22 protein-coding genes and 2 riboswitches are annotated in these 23811 nt (G+C 51.2%); of the genes, 18 read left to right on the top strand and 4 right to left on the bottom strand.

Features of this window, described 5'->3' with window-relative positions; genetic code table 11:
- The 4 genes from B880_RS26015 to B880_RS0108945 form a co-directional block, all read left to right on the top strand.
- Positions 1-477 (top strand): RHS repeat-associated core domain-containing protein (locus B880_RS26015; protein ID WP_071524391.1); only part of this gene is annotated, 477 nt, incomplete at its 5' end.
- The gene (locus B880_RS26010; RefSeq protein ID WP_071524389.1) at positions 470-910 is read left to right on the top strand and encodes a hypothetical protein; all 441 of its coding nucleotides are present in this window, start codon (positions 470-472) and stop codon (positions 908-910) included. The genes B880_RS26015 and B880_RS26010, both read left to right, overlap by 8 nt.
- 168 nt (positions 911-1078) lie before the next feature.
- Positions 1079-1717 carry an RHS repeat-associated core domain-containing protein gene (locus B880_RS24860; protein WP_443146816.1) on the top strand — a complete coding sequence of 213 codons (639 nt, stop codon included), beginning with the start codon at positions 1079-1081 and terminating at the stop codon, positions 1715-1717.
- Complete coding sequence (locus B880_RS0108945) at positions 1714-2148, top strand: hypothetical protein (RefSeq protein ID WP_017347054.1); 435 nt, start codon at positions 1714-1716, stop codon at positions 2146-2148. Before B880_RS24860 ends, B880_RS0108945 begins: the two co-directional genes overlap by 4 nt.
- Before the next feature lie 434 nt (positions 2149-2582).
- Here B880_RS0108945 and B880_RS0108935 read toward each other — a convergent pair whose 3' ends face one another.
- Positions 2583-3545 carry an aldo/keto reductase gene (locus tag B880_RS0108935; RefSeq protein WP_017347052.1) on the bottom strand — a complete coding sequence of 321 codons (963 nt, stop codon included), beginning with the start codon at positions 3543-3545 and terminating at the stop codon, positions 2583-2585.
- 231 nt (positions 3546-3776) lie between these two features.
- Here B880_RS0108935 and B880_RS0108930 point away from each other — a divergent pair, with 231 nt between their 5' ends.
- The 7 genes from B880_RS0108930 to yegS all read left to right on the top strand — a co-directional run bounded on the left by B880_RS0108930 (position 3777) and on the right by yegS (position 15876).
- The gene (locus B880_RS0108930; RefSeq protein WP_017347051.1) at positions 3777-5015 is read left to right on the top strand and encodes an MdtA/MuxA family multidrug efflux RND transporter periplasmic adaptor subunit; all 1239 of its coding nucleotides are present in this window, start codon (positions 3777-3779) and stop codon (positions 5013-5015) included.
- Complete coding sequence (locus tag B880_RS0108925; protein ID WP_017347050.1) at positions 5015-8134, top strand: MdtB/MuxB family multidrug efflux RND transporter permease subunit; 3120 nt, start codon at positions 5015-5017, stop codon at positions 8132-8134. Before B880_RS0108930 ends, B880_RS0108925 begins: the two co-directional genes overlap by 1 nt.
- On the top strand, positions 8131-11223 hold the full coding sequence (mdtC, locus tag B880_RS0108920) for a multidrug efflux RND transporter permease subunit MdtC (RefSeq protein WP_017347049.1): 3093 nt from the start codon (positions 8131-8133) through the stop codon (positions 11221-11223). The genes B880_RS0108925 and mdtC overlap by 4 nt, the downstream gene beginning before the upstream one ends.
- Positions 11220-12626 carry a multidrug transporter subunit MdtD gene (gene mdtD / locus B880_RS0108915; RefSeq protein WP_017347048.1) on the top strand — a complete coding sequence of 469 codons (1407 nt, stop codon included), beginning with the start codon at positions 11220-11222 and terminating at the stop codon, positions 12624-12626. Before mdtC ends, mdtD begins: the two co-directional genes overlap by 4 nt.
- On the top strand, positions 12623-14008 hold the full coding sequence (gene baeS / locus B880_RS0108910; RefSeq protein WP_017347047.1) for a two-component system sensor histidine kinase BaeS: 1386 nt from the start codon (positions 12623-12625) through the stop codon (positions 14006-14008). The genes mdtD and baeS overlap by 4 nt, the downstream gene beginning before the upstream one ends.
- 9 nt (positions 14009-14017) lie before the next feature.
- Positions 14018-14725: a two-component system response regulator BaeR gene (gene baeR / locus B880_RS0108905; RefSeq protein ID WP_017347046.1), complete on the top strand. Its 708-nt coding sequence runs from the start codon at positions 14018-14020 to the stop codon at positions 14723-14725.
- Between the two features lie 251 nt (positions 14726-14976).
- The gene (gene yegS, locus B880_RS0108900) at positions 14977-15876 is read left to right on the top strand and encodes a lipid kinase YegS (RefSeq protein ID WP_017347045.1); all 900 of its coding nucleotides are present in this window, start codon (positions 14977-14979) and stop codon (positions 15874-15876) included.
- 31 nt (positions 15877-15907) lie between these two features.
- Here the strand turns inward: yegS and thiD are convergent, their stop codons facing one another.
- Both thiD and thiM read right to left on the bottom strand, forming a co-directional pair.
- Positions 15908-16708 (bottom strand): bifunctional hydroxymethylpyrimidine kinase/phosphomethylpyrimidine kinase, encoded by an 801-nt coding sequence (gene thiD, locus B880_RS0108895; protein ID WP_017347044.1) that lies wholly within the window; start codon positions 16706-16708, stop codon positions 15908-15910.
- Positions 16708-17502 (bottom strand): hydroxyethylthiazole kinase, encoded by a 795-nt coding sequence (gene thiM / locus B880_RS0108890; protein ID WP_026042514.1) that lies wholly within the window; start codon positions 17500-17502, stop codon positions 16708-16710. The genes thiD and thiM overlap by 1 nt, the downstream gene beginning before the upstream one ends.
- 29 nt (positions 17503-17531) lie before the next feature.
- Positions 17532-17633: riboswitch (TPP riboswitch) on the bottom strand.
- A 133-nt stretch (positions 17634-17766) separates the two neighbouring features.
- Here thiM and B880_RS27340 point away from each other — a divergent pair.
- From B880_RS27340 to B880_RS0108855, 7 genes are all read left to right on the top strand, one after another.
- The gene (locus tag B880_RS27340; protein ID WP_071524387.1) at positions 17767-18015 is read left to right on the top strand and encodes a Rha family transcriptional regulator; all 249 of its coding nucleotides are present in this window, start codon (positions 17767-17769) and stop codon (positions 18013-18015) included.
- A gap of 1109 nt (positions 18016-19124) precedes the next feature.
- The gene (locus B880_RS27240; protein WP_017347041.1) at positions 19125-19247 is read left to right on the top strand and encodes a hypothetical protein; all 123 of its coding nucleotides are present in this window, start codon (positions 19125-19127) and stop codon (positions 19245-19247) included.
- A gap of 37 nt (positions 19248-19284) precedes the next feature.
- Positions 19285-19911, top strand: coding sequence for a helix-turn-helix domain-containing protein (locus tag B880_RS0108875; RefSeq protein WP_017347040.1), 627 nt, complete (start codon positions 19285-19287; stop codon positions 19909-19911).
- 147 nt (positions 19912-20058) lie between these two features.
- Entirely contained in the window at positions 20059-20265 is a 207-nt protein-coding gene (locus B880_RS0108870; protein WP_017347039.1) for a hypothetical protein, read from the top strand.
- Positions 20266-20298: 33 nt separating this feature from the next.
- Positions 20299-20472: a hypothetical protein gene (locus B880_RS26680; protein ID WP_157060531.1), complete on the top strand. Its 174-nt coding sequence runs from the start codon at positions 20299-20301 to the stop codon at positions 20470-20472.
- An 8-nt stretch (positions 20473-20480) separates the two neighbouring features.
- Positions 20481-20903, top strand: coding sequence for a hypothetical protein (locus tag B880_RS0108865; protein ID WP_017347038.1), 423 nt, complete (start codon positions 20481-20483; stop codon positions 20901-20903).
- 920 nt (positions 20904-21823) lie between these two features.
- A complete protein-coding gene (locus tag B880_RS0108855) occupies positions 21824-22375 on the top strand; it encodes a recombinase family protein (RefSeq protein ID WP_017347036.1) in 552 nt (183 codons plus the stop codon).
- Here B880_RS0108855 and B880_RS0108850 read toward each other — a convergent pair.
- Positions 22372-23643, bottom strand: coding sequence for a tyrosine-type recombinase/integrase (locus B880_RS0108850; protein WP_026042513.1), 1272 nt, complete (start codon positions 23641-23643; stop codon positions 22372-22374). The genes B880_RS0108855 and B880_RS0108850 overlap by 4 nt on opposite strands.
- Before the next feature lie 65 nt (positions 23644-23708).
- Positions 23709-23810: riboswitch (TPP riboswitch) on the bottom strand.
- Position 23811 lies beyond the last annotated feature (1 nt).

The following is a 23811-nucleotide window of genomic DNA, read 5'->3' as shown; positions in this document are numbered from 1 at the left end:
TACGATCCGCAGGTCGGCCGCTTTACGACCCCGGATCCGATAGGGCTAAACGGTGGGTTTAATCTTTATCAGTATGCGCCGAACCCGAACGGGTGGGTAGATCCGTGGGGGTTAAACTGTGTTACAACAAATCGACGTAGTGCTTTAAATGAAGCAAAGGATCTTGCTGGGATCCCACGGTCCCAACAACCGAACAGGCAATGGACTGTTGGGAATGACAAAACCAGACAAGGACAAACTAATTATATGTATTCAGACGATCTGGCGTCACATGGCAGATATTATGAATATACTAATTCAAGTGGTCACCAGAGAGTTGTCGTGGAACATACAGCTGATCCTAGAGCACCTTTTCCACACACTCATGCAGGAAAACCCAAAACTGGTGCTAACCCAAGGACCTATGATTTCAAAACTCATAGGTATCAGAAAATTATCCACCCTAAAACTAACGATCATCACATTTATTATGAATAAAAAACTTGAAGAGAAAATGCTCTTACTAAGAGCGAGACATACATATAAAAACCTAGGTGGAATAGATAAGATATCTTTCGACTTAAATATTGATAATACGACAGCCAGTTTAATGGAGGGCGTTAACTCCATTAATAAAATAGAAAACATTAATAAATCATTAATTATCCCCCATCCTATTATTAAGGATGAATTAATTAAAAAATTAATCATGCTATCACATAAGACAAGTGATTTCTCTTGCTGTTTTATATTTGAAGGTGAGTTAAAAGTAAGTGCATCTGGTTATGATTTTAATGCTTTCCTATCCAGTCTAATTGATATTGACGGTACATATGATATAAATATTATTTTAGAAAATCCGATTGGAATTCTTAGTGTAATTGATAACGAATATGATATCCATATATATTACAAAGAGATAGGGTTATAAATTAATTATATTGTTTCAATTGAAAATAATATAAATTGGCAGGAGAAATGAAGCTGGCACAGGGAAAAATATGATGATTTAATCCTGAAGCAGATAAAAAAAGGATTCATTGCTATATGCTAGCAGCCCTTTATATTCATAATTTAGTGCACCGACGAGCAGGGCCAGCTGCGCTGGCCCGGCGACTACGCCCCGTTCGGCGAGGTCACCAACCCGGTTATCAACAGCATGCCGATGCTGAAAAATCAGGTGCATATCCCGCTGCGCTACGCCGGGCAGTACGAAGACAGGGAAACCGGACTACACTACAACCTGTTCCGCTATTACGATCCGCAGGTCGGCCGCTTTACGACCCCGGATCCGATAGGGGTAGCGGGTGGGTTTAATCTTTACCAGTATGCGCCGAATCCGAACGGGTGGGTGGATCCGTGGGGATTAACGAGTGAATGGGTTAGCCCAACCGAAATTAACTTCTCACAAAGAACAATTTCTGCTAATAATTATTCGGAAATAATGAAAAATGGCGCATGGGATTGGAATAGATCTCCCTTAAGCGTAATTAATGTCGATGGGCAATTAGTCACTTATGATAATAGAAGATTGGATGCAGCATTAGAAGCTAATGTAGAAAAAGTAAAAATAAATAAAGTAGATCCTAACTCACCACATCCTGATTCTTCAAAAGGTAAAACGTGGTGGGAAAAGTTCCAGCAACGATTCAATGATCGTAGAAACATCAAAGCTGGCGGGGTTGTTCCTGATAAAGGTTTAAGCACGAGGCCTAAAAAATGTGGGAGAGAAGAATGAAAAGCGTTATTTCAATGCTATGGGATCAAGAAAAACTGCCTATAAAAGATGGTATTTATTTTTCTAATGGCACATCCATAGCTTATAGCGTGGAGTCGTACCCTAAGAAAAAGCTAACGAAAGGAAGTGAGTTTGATTTTGAAATGTTTTATAAAGACAACAAGGATGAAGTAACCAGTTTTGATGAAATAGTTAACATTAAATTACCCAATGGATTCCACTGCTCCGCTGGTGAAGGAAGCTTTGGCTCAGAGGGGTTCATTGCATATATTAGTGATGAGAATGAATTGCAATGGGTAATATACCTTGAGGAGTTAAATCCATTTATAAAAATAACCAACACCTCAGATGAAATTATTATCGCTGAGTCTAGCGCTGATATCCGTCTCAAGATAGACGTCAACAACCCATTAAACATGGAGCTAGTTTAGATTTAAAATAAAACTTTCTTTTAAGAAATGCAGTATGTTATTGACTCAAAATACACAATGGCTTATAGGACACGGTATGTTAAACAGTGGTAACGAAGTTATTCGACAAATTTAAAATTTCGTTCATAAATCATCCCCTTCACCCGGGGATGGATGCCACCATCTGGAACGGCAATACTGAGGTTGTTTTTTGTGTCCCTTGCTACTGTCAGGCCATATACGCAGTTGGCTCCGCAGGAGTGCACCGACAAGCAGGACGAGCTGCGCTACGCCGGACAGTACGAAGACAGAGAAATCGGGCTACTATTGACTGAAAAATAAGCGGCTCGGCCAGAAGCCTGCCTCTTCATGATGGTGTTTTACAACACAAAAACACCTTCAAAAAAACCAGCCAAAATCAGGCTGGTTATCGTATACCGCAATACCGCAGCGAATTAATATTCGCTGGCTTTTGCCAGTGCTTCAATATCCGCTGAGGTTAGCTGCAACTGCGTCGCTTTCACCAGGCTATTGATCTGTTCAATTGATGTCGCACTTACAATCGGGGCGGTGATGCTGGGACGTGCAATCTGCCAGGCCAGGGCCACTTCTGAAAGTGCGGCATTATGCGCCTTGCTCACCTGGTCCAGCGCTGCGAGGATCTTCAGGCCACGATCATTGACATACTTATCTACCACGCCCTGCCCGCGCTTGCTCTTGTGTGCATCTTCTTTCGAGCGGTATTTACCGCTGAGGAAGCCGCTTGCCAGCGAATAGTAGTTAATCACGCCCAGTCCGTGCTGCTGCGCCACTTTCTCCAGGCTGGATTCATACTCTTTACGATCGTAGAGGTTATATTCCGGCTGCAAAGTCTGGTACTCAGCCAACCCTTGTTCCTTGCTGACGTTAAGTGCTTCACTCAGACGCTCAGCACTGTAGTTGGAAGCACCGATAGCGCGAACTTTGCCCTCTTTTACCAGCTTATCGAACTCTGCTAGTGAGGCTGCCAGCGGCGTATCGGCATCATCACGGTGCGCCTGGTAAAGATCGACATAATCGGTTTGCAGACGGCGCAGAGAATCTTCAATCGCCTGGCGGATCCACTTCGGTGATAAGCCGGTTTTGCCGTTTCCGAGATCCATACCGACTTTGGTGGCCAGAATAATGCTGTCGCGCTTACCGCCTTTCTTTAACCAGTTACCAATGATCGTTTCGGACTCTCCGCCTTCATTACCGTCAACCCAGCGTGAGTAGACATCCGCCGTATCAATAAAATTCAGTCCTTTTTCTACCAGCGCATCCAGTAGGCTAAAAGAGGTCTTTTCATCCGCTGTCCAGCCGAAGACGTTACCGCCAAAGGTCAGAACCGGTACTGTGATACCTGTTTTACCCAACTGCCGCGTTTTAATCTGACTCATCTGATGCTCCTTTATCGTTTAGGGTATGAAATTGAGCTATTTCTCAGCATAGCAAAGCAGACATGGCTGGGTTATACCGAATTTGGCAGAAACTTGTCAGAATATGAATACTTACCGCAGCCAGACAGTTATCCTTCTTTTCCTCAATTTTCGTACACTTAAAGCACATATAATTACGCTGCGAACAGAAGGGACATTGGCTTCTGTTGAAACAGGAGAATTGCCCCCGTCATGAATACCCGTCTGTCCTGGAAAAAGAAAAGTCTGACTGCCGTTGCGGTGATTGCTGCTGTGGCGGGCATTGGCTACCTGTGGCTACATCCGGCTCAGCCGGAAAATGACACCGCCGCTACGACACAACACCACCGTCAAGGCAGTGGCAAAAGCCATCGACCACTGGCCCCAGTACAAGTTGCGACGGCTACACTGCAAGCCGTGCCGCAATTCCTGACTGGGCTCGGCACGGTCACCGCCGCGAATACCGTTACTGTCAGAGCGCGTGTCGATGGGCAATTGATGGCGCTGCACTTTAACGAAGGCCAGGAAGTCAAAGCCGGTGAGCTACTGGCAGAAATCGATCCTCGTCCATACCAGGTAGCATTAGCACAGGCTCAGGGGCAGTTGGCAAAAGATCAAGCGACCCTGGCGAACAACCGCCGCGATTTAGCCCGCTATGAGCAGCTCGCCAAAACCTCACTGGTATCGCGACAGGAGCTGGATACCCAGCGCTCGCTGGTGAATGAAACGCTGGGCACCTTAAAAGCCGATGAAGCCAGCGTGGCCAGTGCCCAACTGAATCTGACCTACAGCCGGGTTACCGCACCTATCAGCGGGCGCGTGGGGCTAAAACAGGTCGATGTGGGCAACTATATCACCGCCAGCGATACCACGGGTCTGGTGGTGATCACCCAAACACACCCCATTGATGTGCTCTTTAGCCTGACTGAAAACAGCATTCCACAGATCCAACAGGCGCAACAGCAAGATGAACATCTGCTGGTGGAAGCCTGGGATCGCAGCAACAGCAAGCTGCTCAGCCAGGGAAGCTTGCTCAGTCTGGATAACCAAATTGATGCCACAACCGGCACGATAAAAATAAAAGCGCGGTTCGAAAATCAAGACAACAAGCTCTTCCCCAATCAATTTGTTAATGCGCGCCTGAAGGTCACTACGCTGCAAGATGCGGTAGTGATCCCAACAGCAGCACTGCAAATGGGTAATGAAGGCCACTTTGTCTGGGCCGTCAATGCCGAAAATCAGGTGAGCAAAAAGCGCGTTACCTCGGGTTTGCAGAACAGTGCCACAGTGGTGATCAGCGCAGGTCTGGCGGCTGGCGACCGGGTCGTGACCGATGGTCTGGATCGCCTCACGGAGGGGGCCAAAGTAGAGATTGTGACCGCACAAAGCCCTGCGGATAACCACCCACATGCCCGCCGTGCTAAGCACCCCGCGACAGGAGAGGCACCGTAATGCAGGATGTCACCCCTTCTCACGGCGGTCCGTCGCGCCAGTTTATTTTGCGCCCGGTGGCGACAACGTTACTGATGGTGGCGATCCTGCTCGCAGGGATCCTCGGCTATCGCGCCCTGCCCGTCTCCGCGCTGCCAGAGGTCGATTATCCCACGATTCAGATCGTCACCCTCTACCCCGGTGCCAGCCCGGATGTGGTGACCTCTTCCATCACCGCCCCACTGGAACGGCAATTTGGCCAGATGTCGGGGCTAAAGCAGATGGCATCACAAAGTTCCGGGGGCGCTTCGGTGATCACGCTACAGTTCCAGCTCGCGCTGGCGCTGGATGTGGCCGAACAGGAGGTGCAGGCAGCGATTAACTCCGCCACCAATCTGTTACCGTCCGATCTGCCCAATCCCCCGGTCTACAGCAAGGTGAATCCTGCCGATCCCCCCATCATGACGCTGGCGGTGACCAGTAGCAGTATGCCGCTCACCCAGGTGCAGGATATGGTTGAGACGCGCATTGCACAGAAAATCTCTCAGGTGTCGGGCGTTGGGCTGGTCACGCTGGCCGGTGGACAACGTCCTGCGGTGCGGGTGCAACTCAATGCACAGGCGCTGGCGGCACTGGGTTTGACCAGTGAAACGGTGCGCACTGCTATCAGCAATGCCAACGTGAACTCTGCCAAAGGGAGCCTGGATGGCCCAGAGCGGGCGATTACGCTGTCGGCAAACGATCAGATGAAGTCAGCCGAAGATTATCGCCAGTTGATCATCAGCTACGTAAATAATGCCCCGGTGCGCCTGGGCGATGTTGCCACCATTGAACAAGCCGCAGAGAACCGCTGGTTAGGTGCCTGGGCTAATCAACAAGCTGCGATTATTCTCAACGTTCAGCGCCAGCCGGGCGCGAATATCATCGCCACCGCCGACCACATCCGTGGATTACTACCTGGTCTCACCGCCACGTTGCCGAAATCGGTCCACCTTGAACTGTTGGCCGACCGTACCACCAACATTCGCGCTTCCGTCACCGATACCCAACATGAGTTAATGCTGGCCATCGCGCTGGTGGTGATGATCATCTATCTGTTCTTACGTAACGTACCTGCCACGCTTATTCCGGCCGTGGCGGTGCCGCTCTCGTTGGTGGGCACCTTTGCCGCCATGTATTTCCTCAACTTCTCGATCAATAACCTCACGCTGATGGCGTTGACCATCGCCACCGGCTTTGTGGTAGATGATGCGATCGTGGTGGTTGAGAATATCTCTCGCTACATCGAAAAAGGGGAGAAACCGCTGGCTGCGGCACTGAAAGGCGCAGGGGAAATTGGCTTTACCATTATCTCCCTGACCGTTTCGCTGATTGCGGTACTGATTCCGCTGCTGTTTATGGGAGATGTGATTGGCCGCTTGTTCCGCGAGTTTGCCGTCACCCTGGCAGTCGCGATAGCCATCTCGGCGGTGGTGTCATTAACTTTAACACCGATGATGTGCGCTCGCATGTTGAGTACAGAATCGCTCCGGCAGCAGAACCGCTTTTCTCGCGCCAGCGAGGCGTTTTTTGCCCGGGTGATTGCCGTGTATGGTCAGTGGCTGACGCGCGTGCTGAGCCGTCCATGGCTGACGCTAGGCGTTGCCCTGAGTACGTTGGCACTGACGGTATTGCTGTGGACAGTGATCCCCAAAGGCTTCTTCCCGTTACAGGATAATGGTCTGATTCAGGGCACGCTCCAGGCTCCACAGTCGGTCTCATACCAAAATATGGCACAGCGTACCCGCGAGGTCGTCGCCCGGCTGCAACAAGATCCTGCGGTCGCCAATGTTACTGCCTTTGTCGGAGTGGATGGCACCAATGCCGCACTGAACAACGCACGTATTCAGATCACGCTGAAAGCCTTCGATCAGCGCAACGATCGCATTCAGCAGGTCCAGACCCGTCTGAAACAGTCAGTAGAAAATATTCCCGGCATTACGCTGTGGTTGCAGCCGGTACAAGATCTCACCATTGAAACCCAGGCCAGCCGTACGCCCTATCAGTTCACGCTGCAATCGGGTTCGTTAACGTCACTGAGTACCTGGGTCCCCGCCTTGCTCAATGAACTGAAAAAATCACCCGCCCTGCGTGACGTCAGCAGTAACTGGCAAGATCAGGGGCTGGAAGCCTACGTCAAAGTGGATCGCGACAGCGCCAGCCGCCTCGGCATCAGCATGGCGGATGTCGATAACGCGTTGTATAACGCCTTTGGTCAACGTTTGATCTCCACTATCTATACCCAGGCCAATCAGTACCGCGTGGTGCTGGAACAAAATAACCGTCAAACCCCAGGTTTAGCGGGGCTGGAGGGCATTCGCCTCAGCAGCAGCGAAGGTGGCAGCGTGCCGCTTAACGCGATTGCCAGTATTGAGCAACGGCATGCGCCACTGGGAATCAATCATCTCGACCAGTTCCCCTCGGCCACCTTCTCGTTTGATGTGGCCGAAGGCTATTCACTGGGCGATGCGGTCAACGCCGTTACTGCGGCAGAAGATCAGTTAGGTATGCCCACTGAGGTGATGACGCAGTTCCAGGGCAGTACGCTGGCCTTTGAAGCGGCATTAACCAGCACGGTGTGGTTGATTGTCGCGGCGGTAGTCGCCATGTACCTGGTGCTGGGCGTGCTGTATGAGAGCTTTATTCACCCGATCACGATCCTCTCCACCTTGCCTACGGCGGGCGTAGGTGCGCTACTGGCACTGATGCTGAGTGGTAATGAGCTGGATATCATCGCCATTATCGGCATCATCTTGCTCATTGGTATCGTCAAGAAAAACGCCATCATGATGATTGATTTTGCCCTCGCCGCCGAACGTGAACAGGGTAAAACTCCGTATGAAGCGATTTATCAGGCATGTTTGCTGCGTTTCCGCCCGATTTTAATGACCACTCTCGCCGCGCTTCTTGGCGCACTCCCTTTGATGTTAAGTCAGGGCGTTGGCGCTGAACTACGCCGTCCTTTAGGGATCGCGATGGTCGGCGGACTGGTGTTGAGTCAGGTATTGACGCTGTTTACCACCCCGGTCATCTACCTGCTGTTTGATCGCCTGGCATCACGCCTGCGCCGCCGCGTGGCTCAAGAGGAGCACAGGCCGTGAAGTTTTTTGCCCTGTTTATCCAACGGCCAGTCGCCACTACGCTGATTACGCTCGCCATCGTCCTGGCGGGTGCCCTGAGTTTCCGCCTGTTGCCGGTGGCACCGTTGCCACAGCTCGATTTCCCGGTGATTGTGATCAGCGCTTCATTGCCAGGTGCCGCTCCCGAGACCATGGCTTCTTCAGTAGCAACGCCGCTGGAACGCTCGCTGGGCCGGATTGCGGGGGTCAGCGAGATGACCTCCACCAGCTCTTTAGGCAATACACACATTATTCTGGTGTTCGATTATGATCGCAATATCAACGGCGCGGCGCGTGATGTGCAGGCGGCGCTGAATGCTGCCCAAAGCCTGTTGCCAACCGGGATGCCCACACGACCTACTTACCGAAAAGCCAACCCGTCCGATGCACCCATCATGATCCTGACGCTGACTTCGGATATCTATAATCCGGGCCAGCTGTATGATTATGCGTCCACTCAGTTGGCGCAGAAAGTGGCACAGATCGATGGCGTAGGCGATGTCACCGTTGGTGGCGGTTCACTGCCCGCTGTGCGCGTCAATCTCAATCCGCAGGCGCTGTTTAATCAAGGCGTTTCGCTGGATGCCGTGCGCCAGACCATTGCCAATGCCAATCAGCGGCGTCCTCAGGGCGCACTGGAAGATGGCCGACAGCGCTGGCAATTACGTACCAACGATGAGCTAAAAACCGCCAGTGACTATCGTCCACTGGTGGTGCATTACAACAACGGCGCGGCAGTGCGACTGGAGCAGGTTGCTGACGTTGAAGACTCGGTGCAGGATGTGCGTAATGCCGGTATGGCCAACGGTAAACCGGCGGTGCTGTTAGTCGTGCGAAAAAGCCCCGATGCCAATGTGATTGATACCGTAGACCGCATCCGAGCGGAAATGCCAGAGCTGTATGAAACCATTCCTGCGGCTATCGATCTGCATATCGCACAGGATCGCTCACCCACCATTCGCGCTTCACTGTATGAGGTTGAACAATCCCTGGTGTTGGCGGTGGCTTTAGTGATTTTGGTGGTGTTTTTGTTCCTGCGATCCGGGCGAGCCACGCTGATCCCGGCGATTGCAGTACCCGTTTCACTGATTGGCACCTTCTCGGCCATGTACCTGTGCGGCTTCAGCCTGAACAACCTGTCGCTGATGGCCTTGACCATCGCTACCGGTTTTGTGGTGGATGATGCCATCGTGGTGATGGAAAACATTGCACGCCATGTCGAAGCCGGGATGAAACCGATACAGGCAGCGTTGCAGGGGGTGCAAGAAGTGGGCTTTACCGTGCTGTCAATGAGCCTGTCACTGATCGCCGTGTTTCTGCCACTAGTGATGATGGGAGATTTAATCGGTCGCTTCTTTGCGGAATTCTCTATCACACTCTCCGTGGCGATTCTGATCTCGCTGTTTATCTCCGTCACTCTCACGCCGATGATGTGTGCGTATCTGCTGAAATCACATCCGCCGCGCAGCCAGCCTCGACGCCGCGGCAGTGGTCGCCTGCTGCTGGCAGTACAAGGTTCCTATGGCCGTTCACTGAGAGTCGTGCTGAACCACGCGGGCTGGATGCTATTGGTGCTGCCAGCCACCCTCGGCTTAACCGTCTGGTTGTTTATCATCCTGCCTAAAACCTTCCTGCCCGAACAGGATACCGGGCGTTTACAAGGCTATATTTCTGCCGACCAGAGCATCTCGTTCCAGGCAATGCGGGGAAAATTGCAGGACTTTATGCACATTGTCGCAGCCGATCCAGCGGTTGAAAACGTCACGGGCTTTACCGGCGGTCAGCGCACCAATGGCGGCTCGATGTATATCTCACTCAAGCCCCTCAAAGAGCGTAAAGAGAGTGCTCAGGCGGTGATTGCGCGTCTGCGCATCGCCCTGGCAAAAGAGCCAGGGGCAAATCTCTATCTCAATGCCGTGCAGGATATTCACACCGGGGGGCGCGAATCGAATGCCAGCTATCAGTACACCCTGCTCTCTGACGACCTCGCCGCACTGCGCGAGTGGGAACCGAAAATTCAGTCTGCTTTCAGTGCCCTGCCGGAGTTAACCGACGTTAACTCTGACCAGCAGGACAAAGGGAGTGAGATGGCATTGACCTACGATCGCGAAAGTATGGCCCGCCTCGGTATTGATGTTGCCGCAGCTAATGCGTTACTGAACGATGCCTTCGGCCAAAGACAGATCTCCACGATTTACCAACCGTTGAATCAGTACAAAGTGGTGATGCAGGTCGATCCCCGCTATACCCAGGACATCAGCGCACTGGATCAGATGTACTTACTCAACAGCGCGGGCAAGGCTATACCGTTGGCGTGGTTTGCTCACTGGCAACCGGCTAACGCGCCTTTGCAGGTCAACCATGAGGGGCTGTCTGCGGCATCCACCCTCTCCTTTAATCTGCCAGAAGGTATCTCGTTGTCTCAGGCTGCGGATGCCATCGATCGCAGCATAGTCGCGCTAGGTGTGTCAACCAGTGTGCGCGGCAGTTTTTCCGGCACAGCGCAGGAGTTCCAGAAGTCGCAGTCTAGCCAACTCTGGCTGTTGCTGGCCGCGATCGCCGCCGTGTATATCGTACTGGGGATGTTATATGAGAGCTACGTGCATCCGCTGACTATCCTTTCTACGCTGCCTTCAGCCGGTGTGGGTGCGTTACTGGCGCTGATGCTGTTTAACACGCCGTTTAGCCTGCTTGCCATGGTAGGTATTTTGCTGCTGGTCGGTCTCGTGAATAAGAATGCGATTATGCTGGTGGATTTCGCGCTGGTCGCGCAACGAAAGGGAGCAATCAGCGCTCGGGCCGCCATTGAGCAGGCCTGCCTGTTGCGCTTCAGGCCGATTTTAATGACCACACTCACCGCCCTGTTTGGTGCGATTCCCCTGGCGATCACCTACGGTGACGGTGCGGAGTTGCGCCAGCCGCTAGGCATTACCATTGTGGGTGGTCTGATCATGAGTCAGCTACTGACGCTGTATACTACTCCTGCAGTCTATCTGATGCTGGATAAGCTAAGCCGTCATCCACGCAGCACGTCGAATAACGAAAAGCCTGAAAGGACACGCCAGTCATGACATCTCAACCCCCATCAGTACGTTGGCAGCTGTGGATTGTGGCCTTTGGGTTCTTTATGCAGTCGCTGGATACCACCATCGTCAATACCGCGCTGCCTGCCATGGCCCGCGATTTGCTGGTGAGTCCGTTGCTGATGCACTCGGTGGTGGTTTCGTATGTGCTGACGGTAGCCGTGACGCTGCCCCTGAGCGGCTGGCTGGCTGATCGCTTTGGCGTTCGCAATATTCTCTTCTGCGCCATTATCCTGTTTAGCCTTGGTTCACTGTTCTGCGCCCTCTCCGGGACACTCAACCAGCTCGTGATGGCCCGCGTTCTCCAGGGGATCGGCGGGGCGATGATGGTGCCTGTCGGGCGACTGACGGTGATGAAGATTGTCCCGCGCGAGCAGTATATGTCGGCAATGACCTTTGTCACTTTACCCGGTCAGGTGGGGCCACTGCTGGGACCCGCTCTGGGGGGAATTTTGGTGCAGTACGCCAGTTGGCACTGGATTTTTCTGATCAACATTCCGGTCGGTATTATTGGCGCGATTGCCACATTGACGCTGATGCCCAATTACCTTCTGCCTCCGCGCCGTTTCGACTTTATCGGCTTTATTCTCCTGGCGCTGGCAATGGCGACCCTCACGCTGGCGCTGGATGGTGAGCGCAGCAGTGGCGGTTCTCCACTGTTGCTAGGCATGATGATTCTCACCGGGATATTTGCCGTGCTGTTTTATCTGATGCATGCCCGTAACAACGATCGGGCGCTGTTCAGCCTCAAGCTGTTTGCTAACCGCATTTACAGCATTGGCTTACTGGGCAGTTTTGTCGGCCGTATCGGTAGCGGCATGCTGCCCTTCCTGACGCCGATTTTCCTGCAAGTGGGTCTCGGTTACACGCCCTTCCACGCGGGTTTGATGATGATCCCGATGGTGCTCGGCAATATGGGCACAAAACGGATTGTGGTACGGGTCGTCAATCTGTTTGGCTATCGGAATGTGTTGGTGGGCGCCACGCTGGGCTTAACGCTGGTGGTACTGCTGTTCCCACTGGTGGCTTTGATGGGCTGGGTGTGGATGCTGCCTGTGGTGCTGTTCCTGCAGGGTATGATCAACGCTATTCGCTTCTCCTCCATGAATACCCTGACGCTGAAAGAGCTGCCAGATGAGCTGGCCTCCAGCGGCAACAGTTTGCTCTCGATGATTATGCAGCTCTCCATGAGTATGGGCGTGACGGTAGCAGGCCTGCTGCTGGGTGCATTCAGTCAGGGAACCGCGCTGGGCAGTCACATTGATCAACAGGTGTTTATCAACACTTACCTCAGCATGGCTGTAGTCATCTTGCTGCCTGCGCTGGTGTTCTGGCGCGTTCCGGGAGATATCAGTAAAAATGTCGATTTGCGCCGCAGGAGAAAAGCATGAAAGCCCGGCTTCGTTTCGGTATCGGTGCCAAGCTGTTTACCGCTATTTTTGCCACGTGCCTGCTGGTATTAATCACCATGCACTGGGGCGTACGCCTCAGCTTTGAACATGGTTTTGTGGATTATATTAAACGCGGCAATGAACAACGGCTGGCGCTGCTCAGCGATGCCCTGGCCGATCAATACGAGCAGCACGGCAACTGGGAGTTCCTGCGCAACAATGACCGCCTGGTGTTTGCGCTACTTCGCTCACTGGAACAGAACCCGGACCGGAGTGCGCAGTTGCCGCCACACGGCTGGCGGACTCAGTTCTGGATCCTCGATCAGCAGTTCCATGTCGTGAGCGGGCCACGCAATGCGATGCCGAATAACGGTTTTCGTCATAACATCACCACCAGCACCGGTAAAATTGTCGGCTGGGTAGTCGGCGCACCGCCAGAGCGCCTGACGCGCAGCACCGATATCAACTTTGATCAACAGCAGCGACGCACCAGTTGGATCATCGTGGCTCTCTCGGCATTGCTGGCCGCCTTTGTCACCTATTTAATGGCGCGCGGTTTGCTGGCCCCGGTAAAACGCCTGGTGGATGGTACTCACCAGTTGGCTGCGGGGAAATTTTCCACCCGCGTTGAGGTCGGCAGTGAAGATGAACTGGGCCAACTGGCGCGCGACTTTAATTTGCTCGCCTCCTCGCTGGAAAAAAACGAGGCCATGCGTCGCGCGTTTATGGCCGACATCTCCCATGAACTGCGCACACCGCTCGCCATTTTGCGCGGTGAACTTGAGGCTATACAGGATGGGGTGCGGAAAACCACTCCAGACGCCATCGCCTCGCTGCAAAGTGAAGTCGTGATTCTGACAAAACTGGTAGATGATCTGCATCAGCTGTCGCTTTCAGATGCTGGTGCCCTGGCCTATCGCAAACAGAATGTGGATCTGGTGCAACTGTTAGAAGTGTGCGCCGGTAGCTTTGCAGAGCGCTATCGCAGCCATAACCTGCGTTTGTCATTGCAGCTTCCAGAACATGCATCATTCTTCGGCGATCCGGACCGGCTCAGCCATTTGTTTATTAACCTGCTGGAGAACAGCCTGCGCTACACCCACAGCGGCGGAGAAGTCGAGATCCGCGCCTGGCGTGAGGGGGAGTTCTGGATGCTGACGTTCGCCGACAGCGCACCCGGGGTCGATGCGGCGGATCAGGCGCGTATTTTTGAACGTTTTTACCGTACTGAAGGGTCACGAAATCGCGCCAGCGGCGGCTCTGGCCTTGGCCTCGCGATCTGTCAGAACATCGCCGAGGCACACAACGGTACGCTGACCGCTTCAGACGCCCGTTTAGGTGGCCTGAAAATCACGCTACAATTACCTCATGTTCCACACTGAAAACCGATCATGAGCCAGGAAAAAACCGACCCGCTAGTGTTAATTGTGGAAGATGAGCCAAAACTGGCCCAACTGATGATGGATTACCTCCACTCTTCCAACTACCGCACCCACCACATTGCCCACGGGGGCGAAGTGCTGGCCTATGTGCAGCAGACGCCACCCGATTTAATCCTGCTAGATTTAATGCTACCCGGCATGGATGGGTTGTCATTGTGTCGTGAAATCCGCCGTTTCTCTGAATTACCCATCATTATGGTGACTGCACGCACCGAAGAGATTGATCGTCTGTTGGGACTGGAAATTGGTGCCGATGACTACATCTGTAAGCCATTTAGCCCGCGAGAAGTGGTCGCACGCGTGCGCACCATTATGCGTCGGGTAAAACGCAATCCAGAAGAGCCGCACAAATCTTCACTGCTGCGCGTAGATGAAGGTCGATTCTTTGCCAGTTGGCGCGATCAGGCGCTGGATCTCACACCTGCCGAGTTTCGGCTGCTGAAAACGTTGTCGCTGGAACCGGGTAAGGTGTTCTCACGCGAGCAGTTGCTCAACCATCTGTACGATGACTATCGGGTCGTGACCGATCGCACCATCGACAGCCACATTAAAAATTTGCGCCGCAAGCTGGAGCAGCTGGATACAGAACAGCCGTTTATTCGCGCGGTTTATGGCATGGGCTATCGCTGGGAAGCGGATATTTGTCAGCTTGTTTAGCGGAAATTGTGAATAGTTGCACATTTTCTGCTGTTTTATTGCTGAAGTCCGATCGCGATCACAGACCCCGCCTGGCGGGTTGATTAGACTCGCCCCTGCTGAAAACAAGCAATAACAAAACAGCTTCCGTACCAGGAACTACCTCATTCACCCGCTCGGCTCCCCCGGGCGGGTTTTTCTTTTGTCTCAATTCAATCCCCCTCCCGCTGTGCTATAACTGCCTCAGTCAATGCGCATTTAAGGGAAGGACAATGGACAACACACCACAAGCTGTACTGATTCTTAATGGCAAGGGTGCCGGTAATGAAGCGCTGCGCAGTGCGGTAGGCCTGTTGCGTGATGAAGGTGCGCAACTGGCTGTGCGTGTCACCTGGGAACAGGGGGATGGAAAACGCTATGTCGAGGAAGCGGTGTCACTCGGTGCTGCAACGGTCATTGCTGGCGGAGGAGACGGCACAATCAATGAAATTGCCACCGCGTTAGCCGCACTACCCGCAGACAAACGCCCGGCGTTGGGTATTCTTCCCCTTGGCACCGCGAACGATTTTGCCACCAGTGCCGGTATTCCTGCGGAAATGGAACCTGCCCTGCGCCTCGCTTTACAAGGTCGTGCAGTGTCGGTGGATCTGGCTCGGGTTAATCAGGATCGCTATTTTATTAATATGGCCACTGGTGGCTTCGGGACGCGTATCACCACCGAAACGCCAGAAAAACTCAAGGCAGCACTGGGGGGCGTCTCCTACTTTATCCATGGTCTGATGCGCATGGATACGCTGAAACCCGACAGCTGTGAGATCGAGGGGGAGGACTTTCACTGGCAAGGTGATGCCCTGGTGATTGGCATTGGCAATGGGCAACAGGCCGGAGGCGGTCAACGTCTTTGCCCACAGGCGCGTATCAATGATGGTCTGCTTGAACTGAGTATCGTCACGGCACAGGAAGTATTGCCTACCCTGTTGCATTCACTGACCAGCAATGAAGAAAACCCCAATATCGTTGCCGCCCGGCTACGTAGACTGACGATCCGCTCACCCCATGAAATGACGTTTAACCTCGATGGTGAGCCACTGAGCGGGCGCGAATTTACGCTTGAAGTGATGCCGGATGCAGTGAGTTGCCGCTTGCCACCTCACTGCCCTTTACTGGCGTAAGGTCGCAAGCCGCGCAAATCACCTCAGGGAGTTACCACCACTGATGGAAATGGTGAACGGGACCAATGCCATGGCCGACTTCGAGTGAATCGGCCTGCATTAGCGCCTGCTGTAGCCAGGCTTTGGCTTCAGCGACGGTCTGCGCCCAGTCGTTATGACGCGGACGTAGCGCCGCCAGCGCTGCAGATAAGGTACAACCCGTGCCGTGTGTGTTGCGAGTATTCACGCGCGGTGCAGTAAAGCGCTGTGCGCCTGCCGTAGTCATTAACCAGTCTGGGCTTTCACCGTCGCTTAAATGACCCCCTTTCATCAGTACTGCCTCACAGCCCAGCGCGATTAATGCTTCGCCCTGTGCCAACATCTCCTGCTCATTGCGCGCATGCTCAGTACCCAGCAGCGTGGCGGCTTCAGGAAGATTGGGGGTAATCAGGGAGACCTGCGGCAATAACAGCTCGCGCACGGCGGCAACCGCATCGGGTGAGAGCAGTGGATCACCACTTTTTGCCACCATGACGGTATCCAGTACCACGAACGGCAGGCTGGCTTTTTTCAGCCGTTCGGCAACCACCTCAACAATTGCGGTTTCTGACAACATGCCAATTTTAGCGCTATCAATACGCACATCATCCAGCACCGAATCCAGCTGTGCTGCCACAAAGTCAGGTTCAATGCGATAGACCGACTGCACGCCACGGGTATTTTGCGCCACCAGCGCCGTAATGACGCTGGTGCCATAGGCACCCAGTGCAGAAAAAGCTTTCAGATCGGCCTGAATACCGGCCCCACCGCTGGGATCGGTACCGGCAATCGTCAATGCATTAATACGCTTCATTATGCTTCCTCTACATTCAGTGACCACAAGCCATCCAGCAACGCCACGGCAAAACTGCCCGGCCCCTGACTACGGGAGACAGCGACTTCCGCCGCACGGGCGACCATGGCACAGGCACTGGCGACGTGCTGTAAACGATCGCCAGGCAGCGCGCAGCATGCTGCCACCACGGCTGACAGGGCACAGCCCGTGCCCACCACGCGAGTCAGAATCGTATCACCACCCGCCACCGCCAGCGTACGGGTGCCATCGGTGATGTAATCAACCTCCCCTGTGACGGCGACAATCGTGTTGAAGCGTGTTGCCAACTGCTGCGCGGCCTCAATAGCCAGATCAGAAGTGTGCAGGCTGTCAACGCCACGTCCGCCGCCTTGTTGCTGGGCCAACGCCAGAATCTCAGAAGCATTACCGCGAATAGCCGCAGGCCTGGCCGCCAGAATCTGCTGACAAAAGGCAGTACGCAGGCTCAATGCCCCCACTGCTACCGGGTCGAGTACCCAGGGTGTACCCGCCTGATCGGCGGAGGCTATTGCTCGCTGCATCGCATCACGGCGATCCACCGTCAGCGTCCCGACATTGATCAGAAGTGCACTGGCGACAGCACTGAACTGTTCAGCTTCCTCAGCGTCAATCACCATAGCTGGCGCAGCACCGAGAGCAAGCAGCACGTTAGCGGTAAACGTCTGGACCACATCATTGGTCATACAGTGCACTAAAGGTGCCTGCTGGCGTAACAACCCGAGCGTTTGCGCGAGCTGCGCAGAGGAAAGAAAGGTATGCGACACGGTAATCAGGCTCCTGACCAGAGGCAGGAAGAGAGATGCGGACAGGCATCTGACTTCCCTCCGCTGGCATTATCCAGTTCAGGTTCAACGGGTGTTTCTCAGCGGCATCCAGGAAGGAGGCAGCACCCCGAGTCAAATTCATATGAATAACAATTGTTCCATCTATTAACAGCTTACGGGAAGTGGCTTGTTGGCACAAGCCTGTGTACAGATGCCTGTCCGCATTAATGACGCTGAGAAGGATAGTGACAGTTTTGTGCCAGTTTTATCACAGTGTTAGTGACACTTAGCCTTGAAGCATTTATTTCTTCACGTGAGATAGCGGAACTATGTGAGAAAGAGCACCGCAATGTAACAAGGGACATCCGTACCATGCTTGAAGAGCTGGGAGAAGCTGAGAATCCAGATTTGCTTTCTCAATATCAAGGGGTATGCGGCAATGGCGTACACCCATCCACAGAACGGACAGACATACAGCTATTACGCTGTGGACAAGCGTCACGTCACGTCACGACAGTGTGAAACGTGCAGTGGAGCGCCAGAGGTGTCATCCTCCAACCTCAAATTGAGGATGAACAAACTGTCGATACAATGGGGCGTAATCGCATCACACAGGCTTACGCTCTCACCAAGCGTGATTCCTATGTTGTAATTGCTCAGCTTAGCCCCGAGTTTACTGCTCGTTTGTTTGACCGTGGAGTAATCACACTCCCTCAAATTGAGGAAGTCAAAATTCAACGTGAACGTGGTGTTATCGAATTACCACCATTGGTGGAGATTCGTACCACCCAATAGAATGCTATCATCAATATACAAATGCCATCAGGCCTCACAGGAGGCATTCTAGGATGATTTCCACATTAGTGCTTCAACCCTATTGCCTTGCACTAATAACGCAACAGAGAGTCTCCTGGGTGGTATTCTGGGGGTTTTAATGGTTGGTGGGCACAGCCACCGTCTTCACTGTACGTGTGACGTAGTCACGAGATGCAGATGGAACAAAGCCCAAGGCTTTACGCAGGTTACGCAGATTCTTCTGGTTCATTTCTTACCTCTTATTGAAAAGAATAAATCATTGTTATTCAGTTACTTAATATTTCTTTACAAAATAGTTTGTCAGGATTTCTGAAAAAAGCGGTATTATATTATAAGGACATAATAATAATCAGTGTTTTTATGAAGATAGTTTGTCACAAATCCTGAAAAAAGTGGTATTATATAATAAGGGATATGAAATGTTCCTGCTACCATTCTTGTTTTGACTTATTCAATAACTAACAGAACGCCCTAGCCGGGCAGGCTAAAGGCACGCATGAAGCTACCTCAGCCTAGGACGGCTTCGATTAGCTTTGCAAAGAACGCTCTTGATTTTGAAACGCTATGAAGCTGGCTATGGCTAGCTGAATGAGTTTCTTGCGTAACGCTGTAGGCATTTCCTTTGACCTTTCCGACATGTGCAGCTTTGCTGTGCATGTACACTTTTCACTCTTGATTAAAAGTAACCTTAACGCAGCGGAGCTGCACGATTATATATATATGTTTTTTTAATCTAATAACTAATCTAATAGTAGGCCATTTTGGCACTAGGGTGGGGCCATTTTGGCACTAGGTATCTGTAGAGGAATATAAACATGCTGACATTAAAAGTAGGAAAGGAGCTTTACGAGGCTCTAGTAAAAAAGGCTAATCAAAAAGAAGTGAGCGTCAAACGTTTAATCATTCTTGTACTTACTGAATATATCAGCAGCAAGTAACTAAGTAAATCTATCTCATATCTCTGGAGACGCATACATGACAGACACTTTTACTAAACACTATTCAGATGTACAACGTATTACCTCTATGCCAGTTAAAGGAAAGCGTGAAGCATTCTCACCTGCTGATAAGGCAGTTTACTTTTACTTGCTATCATTACAGGAGAACGCAGGGAAAGTATTCCCCAGCATTCCCCACTTATCTCGTGAGCTTGGTATTCCAGAACGTACGGTTAAACGCTGTATCAAATGGTTGCAGGATGCACTTTTAATTTCTGCTCAGCGCAGATTCGATAACTCTAATGTATATGCTGTAACACCACCCCAAGAGGTTATACGCTTAAGTGGCAGCGCCGGTGAATCTATAAATAAGGTGGAGGTTATTTCTGGCGCATTCAGTGCTAAGGCTGTTGAAGCTGTCTTGTCCATTCTGCGTAAGATGAGCGTTAACCTTAAGGCTGGCGATGGGGGCTTAGAGAATAACTTTAAAGCACCTCCTGAGGCTTCACAGGAAGCACCACAAGCTGCTGCGTCACCTGCACCCTACAAGACAGGTGACGCCAAGCCAACCCCTCTTATAGCTGTTCCTGTTAAAGATGATGAGCCGTACTACTTTGCTCATGAAAAGGTAAAAAAGGTGGACCCCGAAATTGAACCGTGGTAGGAGTTAAGGTAACAAGCAAGTTAAAAATGAATAATTTTCCGCTATGGATGGCATTGTTAATAGTGTCGTTCTCAATAAAACTTATCATTCTCGTTGGCCATCTAATAATGTATGGCCATCCATAACAATAAAAATAAAGAGATTAATATGTACGAAGATATTCGTAATAAAAAGACTGCTATCTTTGATGCGAAAGTGAAGCCAGTCATTGAAGAGCTTATTGAATACGGCTACGGCTATACAGCATTAGCGAACGCCCTTAATAGTCGAGGGGTGTTTAGCCGTTGGGGAACTCCGTGGACAATTGATTCTGTAAAGAAAACGCTAAAGCGTCTGGATATTAAAACCCTGTAATTATACTGCCAACAATAATAATAAGAGGTAAGTATGAACTACCATTCTAAGGCAGCCCGTAAAGCGTTCAAAGTTGAACGGGAGCGTAAAGAGACAAGTTGGATTGAACGCATTCAGGAAAGCTTTATTTATCCTTTTAGCTGGACTGTTAATGTAAGAAACAGCAAGTATCGCCGTACACCTGCTGCTGTTAAATCTTTCAAGTGAGGCAACATATGACAAATCTTTTTGATGATGAATCCACAGACATCTTCTCAGGTGTTGCAAATGAAGTACAAACATCAGGCTATAACATTGAGCAAATGGTGGCTCAGTTGGTTGCTGAGGGATATAGCCCTGAGGAATCAGGGGCGGCGGTACTTCACTACATTCAGCAACAAGCGAAAGCCCAACACAGTGTTAATGGTTCAGCCATGAAACTGCGTTCTGATAAAGAAAGGGCTGAATACATGCGTAATCTGCGTTCACAGGTAGAGCCTACTGTTTGGATTCCTCCCCAGATGCGGGAACAGCACGCCTCAGAGCAGCGCATAGAACAGGCTCAGCAGGAGTTTGTACAGCGTATGAAAGAACGGGGCACATCGGCAGGGATGATGCGTAGCTCACAAGCTGCAATTGATTTCTTCCGTAAGCCATAAACATAAGGGGGTAGGTGATGAGGCCCGGCTATCAAGTTAAGACGCATTTCCCTGGCACCCGTAAACGCTCCTCTTCACAAGACAGAGAAGGGATGCCTGAACACGTATGGAACAGGAATGATGGAACGATGACATTTGCCTACAAGGGACTTGTCATTGAGAAGCGTAACGCCCTGTATCGGGTTAGGGATGTGAAGCTCTCTGGCTTCCCTGTGCAATCTGTAGCAGGTGTGTTTAATGATTCCCGTCTACTACGTGCCCTTATTGACAGTGGCATTGCTCAGTCCTGCCCTGAAAGGTTAGAGCGTCTCAGAGAGGGGAACCGGAATGTCCATTGTGGAAATTGCCTAACACCTTTCCTCTTCCGTAGGGAAGGGATGATTGAGCATCTGGGGGGATTCCTTGTTACTTGTCCATACTGTGCTCACGAAGAGTTTGAAGACAGACTGAGATGGGCCACAGATGAGAATTTCTATTAGAAATTGAGCTGGCGCATTAACCCCCCCTTAGCAATTATCTCCCCCTGTATTCATAAAGCCTCTATGCAGTCCCTCACTCAGCCTCAGCGATGGCTAGTTTGTCACGCCTACTGTATGCCCCCTCGCCGGGGCATCTATTCCCACTACTATATTACCTTCCCCAGACTATCGTAATTTCTGTGAGAAATCCCAGACACGCCATGCACTAGTACCCAACACCCCCATGCCCCCCTTACGCACCTACCAGCACTCTCCCGCCAGAATCAAACAATCCCTTATTAGCTTTGCCACCAACAGACAATTAGCTCCCTCCCTAATCTCATTTACGTATACGTTTTGAGACAGCCTATCCCTCCTCATAATTTAGTATCAATACCATATTTACATAATCCAAATGATACAGTATCTTTAGCATAACAATATGATACTGAGGTTTGGGATATGAACATTGGATATATACGTGTGAGCAGCAAAGAGCAGAACACAGAGCGACAGGAGCAAGCACTCTCTATGTGTGAGCGTCTGTATATCGACAAGGTGTCAGGGAAGAACACAGAGCGCCCTCAGCTTCAGCAGATGATGAGTGCATTACGTAATGGTGACGTGCTCACTGTGAAGAGTGTAGACCGCTTAGCGCGTAACACTCGTGACCTGCTGGCTATTCTGGATGAGCTTTTAGCGTTAGGCGTTACTGTGCGTTTTCTGGATAACAGTATGGAGTTCTCAGATAACCCTACTTCCCGGTTCATGATTACAATGCTTGGGGCTGTAGGGGAGCTTGAGCGGTCATTCATTCGCCAGCGTCAACAGGAAGGGATTGCCCTAGCTAAGGAGAAAGGCGTATACAATGGCAGGCCTAAAGATGATGAGCTTCGGAAAAAGGTGGTGGGCTACCTCAACCGGGGAATCAAGCCGGATGAAGTAGCTAAGCTGTGCGGCTGTGGTAGAGCAACTGTATTCAGAATTAAAAAGGAAACGGCATCAGAAGATTAAATCCAATTGAGGCCGTCGATAACATAACACACAGCGGATAGCGGGAAGGTGTGCAAATACCGTCTGGTTATACCTGTGCCGGTTTTCTCATGTCCTATCACTTGTTGAAGATGTGAGATATTACTCACCCATCCTGATGCAGAAGTAACAACGCTATGCCTGAAGCTGTGAACTATACGGCGCTGCTTATGTATGTCCAGATATGGGATTGCCAGCCTCTCCCGGATGGTGGTTAGCTCCTTTCCAATCTTTGCCATGTTAGTAGCAGCCACTTCGGGGAACAGCTTGCCCTCATGCCTGTTAACGTATTTAAGGAATCCCAAATCAATTAGATGCTGATGAATAGGAATCTGTCTGGTGGCGTTGTCCGTCTTCCCCTCAGAGATGAGCAAGTAATGGCGAATGCTATCATCATCAAAGCGTATAGATTCTTTTGTGAGCGTTGCTATTTCGCTGCGTCTGGCTCCTGTATACGCAAGGAGTAGGATTACCCACTTAACCCAGCATTCAGCCTCGTTAATTGCGTATGAAACGAATGAGCGCATCTCTGATGTGGTGTAAGCGCCAAATCTAGCTGAAGATGGTGGGGATGTTATGCCGTCTGTTGGAGACTTGTCTAATACCCCCTTCTCATTAGTCAGGAATGTTTTGAATAGCGACTTAAAGATTTTAAGATGTTTATGAATCGCCTCAGTGCCTATCAAATCCTTCTCTGGGACATCATCACAGGCCAATAGCTGATGAATAGTCATTGATCTGTACGGCTGTATAACGCGCTTGGGAAGCCCTACAACGGATTCCATAGTGTGACGTATGTCACGATGCGTAATGGCTTTAACATCGCTCTTTGGGCCGATGAGGGCCATTAATGGTTCTATGTAGCGCTCATTTGCTGAAGCAATAGCAACTGTCCATTTAACCCCCCGTTCGGCTTTGTACATCTCCCACGCCGCTGTCAGTGTTAAACCAGGAGCCTCTTTGATTAAAGGCTGCGGAGGTGGAATCGGAACAGCCGGAAAAGAACTGACAGTCCTAGCCACCATACGAGAATGTATGAGGTTATCAATGGAGTGATTGAATTCTGAGGGAGTAGCCTGCCCTGCCCTTACCTGAAGTAGCAGGGGCATTAAAGCTATCATCAATTTGCCTGTCTCTCTGTGGCTGTCGGTATTCAGAGAACGCCTGAATACTTTCCCATCTGGTAAACAGAATTGAACGTAATAGATTGAGTGGCGTTTGAATGTGTAACGGATGCGTTTAGATAGCAAAGCTGTACCTCACCTTGTGTCAATGGTAGATGAAAACAAGATGGATTAATCGCTATTTATATGATGATAAAGGGAAAGGTATTCCCTCCGCTGGCATTATCCAGTTCAGGTTCAACGGGTGTTTCTCAGCGGCATCCAGGAAGGAGGCAGCACCCCGAGTCAAATTCA

The sequence above is a fragment of the Pantoea sp. A4 genome, from assembly GCF_000295955.2.
In the GTDB taxonomy this organism is placed as follows: Bacteria; Pseudomonadota; Gammaproteobacteria; order Enterobacterales; family Enterobacteriaceae; genus Pantoea; species Pantoea multigeneris.
This window is presented reverse-complemented; position numbering and strand designations above follow the sequence as displayed.